Origin of the sequence: Stakelama sediminis, assembly GCF_014199335.1 — a bacterium.
Taxonomy (GTDB): domain Bacteria; phylum Pseudomonadota; class Alphaproteobacteria; order Sphingomonadales; family Sphingomonadaceae; genus Sphingomonas; species Sphingomonas sediminis.
This window is the reverse complement of record NZ_JACIJI010000019.1, coordinates 1-3,629: the sequence shown is the minus strand read 5'-3', so window position 1 is coordinate 3,629 and position 3,629 is coordinate 1. Positions and strand designations below refer to the sequence as shown.

At 59.4% G+C, this 3,629-nt stretch carries 3 protein-coding genes; all 3 read left to right on the top strand.

Annotated elements, in window-relative coordinates:
• Positions 1–209: 209 nt before the first annotated feature.
• The 3 genes from gmd to FHR23_RS16395 are packed head-to-tail and all read left to right on the top strand — an operon-like array spanning position 210 to position 3,535.
• Entirely contained in the window at positions 210–1,331 is a 1,122-nt protein-coding gene (gmd, locus tag FHR23_RS16405; RefSeq protein WP_184006152.1) for a GDP-mannose 4,6-dehydratase, read from the top strand.
• 14 nt (positions 1,332–1,345) lie between these two features.
• Entirely contained in the window at positions 1,346–2,290 is a 945-nt protein-coding gene (gene fcl / locus FHR23_RS16400) for a GDP-L-fucose synthase (protein ID WP_184006150.1), read from the top strand.
• A gap of 6 nt (positions 2,291–2,296) precedes the next feature.
• Positions 2,297–3,535 carry a WcaI family glycosyltransferase gene (locus tag FHR23_RS16395; RefSeq protein ID WP_184006148.1) on the top strand — a complete coding sequence of 413 codons (1,239 nt, stop codon included), beginning with the start codon at positions 2,297–2,299 and terminating at the stop codon, positions 3,533–3,535.
• The last annotated feature ends 94 nt before the right edge of the window (positions 3,536–3,629 follow it).

Sequence of the window (3,629 nt, the reverse complement as noted above, 5' to 3'; positions counted from 1 at the left end):
GACGCCCCATATCGGCAATTCCACGAAACCACCCGCAGACGATCCACTTATCGAGCGCCGATCCCTGTTCAGACCAACCCGGCCACCTCTGATCGCGTTGCTAAAAAGGTTTGACCCGCCGCGCTGCACAATGCAGATGGCTTGACCTAGCGATGGTAGGACGGGCTGCACAGACACTCGTCATGTACAGTAAGAGGCAGACAGCGGCGATGGGCAAGCGAGCACTCATAACCGGAATCACGGGGCAAGACGGTTCCTATCTCGCCGAATTTCTTCTCGAAAAGGGTTATGAGGTGCATGGCATAAAGCGCCGCGCGTCCTCCTTCAACACCCAGCGAATCGATCACATCTACCAAGACCCGCACAGCCATCATGCCTATCTGAAGCTGCACTATGGCGATTTGTCGGACACCTCAAACCTCACGCGGATTGTTCGTGAAGTCGAACCCGATGAAGTATACAATCTTGGGGCACAAAGCCATGTCGCCGTCAGTTTTGAGGCACCGGAATACACCGCCGATGTCGATGCGATCGGTACCCTGCGACTGCTTGAAGCCATCCGGTTCCTCGGACTCGAAAAGAAGACGCGCTTCTATCAAGCCTCGACCTCGGAACTTTACGGCCTCGTTCAGGAAATTCCCCAGCGCGAGACGACACCATTCTATCCGCGAAGCCCTTATGCCGTTGCCAAGCTCTACGCTTACTGGATCACGGTCAATTATCGGGAAGCCTATGGCATGTATGCATGCAATGGCGTGCTCTTCAACCACGAGAGTCCGCGCCGCGGCGAAACCTTCGTCACGCGCAAGGTGACACGGGGTTTAGCCAATATTGCGCAGGGGCTGGAGTATTGCCTGTACATGGGCAATATCGACTCGCTGCGCGACTGGGGCCATGCCAAGGACTACGTCCGCATGCAGTGGATGATGCTGCAGCAGGACCATGCCGAGGATTTCGTGATCGCCACCGGCGTGCAATATTCCGTCCGCGAATTCATCACTTGGTCGGCTGCGCACCTGGGCATCACCCTGCGGTTCGAGGGACAGGGCGTCGATGAGGTGGGCATTGTCGAGAAGATCGAAGGCGAAGACGCCCCCGCCCTCTCGGTCGGCGACGTGATCGTGCGGATTGACTCCCGCTATTTCCGCCCCGCCGAGGTCGAAACCTTGCTCGGCGATCCTTCGAAGGCGAAGGAAAAGCTCGGCTGGATCCCTGAGATTTCGGTGAAGGAAATGTGCGCCGAGATGGTTGCCGAGGATCTGCGCACCGCCAAGCGCCACGCGCTGCTCAAGGTCCACGGCTTCGAGCTGCCCGTTGCGATCGAAACTTGAGGGAAACCACGCACATGCGCATCTATGTAGCCGGGCATCGCGGCATGGTCGGCGGCGCGATCAGTCGCAAGCTGATCGCTCGCGGGGACGAGGTGATTACGCGCACCCACGCTGAGCTCGACCTGACGGACCAGGCGGCGGTCCGCGCCTTCCTAGCAGCCGAAAAGCCCGACGGCGTCGTCCTGGCGGCGGCGAAGGTCGGCGGAATCTATGCTAACAACACCTATCCGGCCGAATTCATCTACCAAAACCTGATGATCGAGGCCAACGTCATCCATCAAGCCTATCTGGCAGGCGTAAAGCGCTTGCTGTTCTTGGGTTCGTCGTGCATCTATCCGCGCGCGGTCGCCCAACCGATGCGCGAGGATGCACTGCTGACCGGTGTGCTGGAACCGACCAATGAGCCCTACGCCATCGCCAAAATCGCCGGAATTAAGCTTTGCGAGAGCTACAACCGCCAGTACGAGACGGATTACCGCAGCGTAATGCCCACCAATCTTTATGGACCCGGTGATAATTTCCACTCCGAAAATAGCCACGTTATTCCAGCGCTGATCCGCCGCTTCCACACGGCGGTCGAGACCGACGCCGATGAGGTCGCGATCTGGGGCACGGGGACGCCGCGGCGAGAGTTTCTCCACGTGGACGATATGGCCGATGCCTCGCTGTTCGTTTTTGACCTCGACGCCCACACGTACCATGCCAATACGGAGCCGATGCTCAGCCACATCAACGTCGGCTTCGGCAGCGACGTGACGATCGCCGAACTGGCTCGGCTGACTGCCGAGGTGACTGGGTTCAAAGGCCACATCACCTTTGATGCGACCAAGCCCGACGGCACGATGCGCAAGCTGATGGACTCCTCGCGTATCAACGCGATGGGTTGGTCTGCCGAGATCGCGCTACAAGACGGCATCGAATCGACCTATACGTGGTTTCTCGATCATGTCTCGGCCTAGCTGGGCATGCGCATCCTTTTTCTTGGCCTAAACTATGCTCCCGAACAGGTGGGGATTGGCCTGTACAGCGGCGACATGGTTCGCGACTGGGCCTCGCGCGGCCATGCGGTTCGCGCCGTCGTCGCCCAGCCCTATTACCCCGCCTGGCGAACCTTCGACCGCTATCGCGGTGGATGGCGGCGTGATCGCGATGAGCAGCGCGTTGACGTTATCCGCTGCCCGGTCTACGTGCCTGCAACACCGACAGGCGCCAAGCGTATTCTGCACTACCTGAGCTTTCTCGCCTCGGCTACGTTGCCGTTGCTCAAGGCATCGCTGGGCTGGCGGCCCGATCTGGTGTTTACGGTTGCGCCATCACTAATCGCAGCGCCGCTGGCATGGCTGGCGGCGCGCCTTAGCGGGGCAAAATGCTGGCTGCACGTCCAGGATTTCGAGATCGAGGCGGCATTCGCGACCGGATTGGTATCCAAAGGCGGCCTAGTTGCTAGAATTGCGGACACTTTCGAACGCTGGACACTGCATCGATTCGATCGGGTAAGTTCGATCTCAGCACAGATGTGCGCGACGCTGATCGCCAAGGGAGTGACAGTCGAGCGTGTCTACCAGTTGAGAAACTGGGCCGACATCGACGCCATCCAGCCGAGCGATGCACCGTCGCCCTTTCGGAGCGAATGGTCGATCGATACGCCCCATGTTGCGCTTTATTCAGGCAATATCGCCAATAAGCAGGGCATCGAGATCGTGCTTGAGGCGGCAAAGCTCTTGCGCCATCGTAGCGACCTGACCTTTGTGGTGTGCGGCGATGGACCTAACCGGGCTCGGCTCATCGAAGCGTCCGCCGACGTACCCAACATTCAGTTCCACGACCTTCAGCCCCGCGAGCGGCTGAACGCGCTGCTGAGTCTGGCGACCGTGCACCTGTTGCCGCAGCTGGCCGACGCAGCCGATCTTGTTCTGCCGTCAAAATTGACGAACATGCTGGCTTCCGGCCGCCCGGTGGTTGCAACCGCTGCGGTGGGAACCGGTCTGGCTAATGAAATTGAAGGGTGCGGCATTGTTACCGAGCCGGGTTCAGCCAAAGACTTTGCCTGCGCAATCACTCGCCTGATCGAAGACACGCAACTTTGCACCACGCTGGGCCACACCGCGAGGCAACGCGCTAAGGAGCACTGGGCTTACGAAGCGATACTCGGAGCGCTCGATGGCGCACTCTCTGATCTGATCACACCGATTTCTCCTACCTGAGAGAGGTGGCCTGGGAAATTTGGACAGGGGGATAAGTGGATTTTCTGCCTTGCGGCGGCCATGAAGGCGGCCTGACAGGAGTAGAGATGAGCAG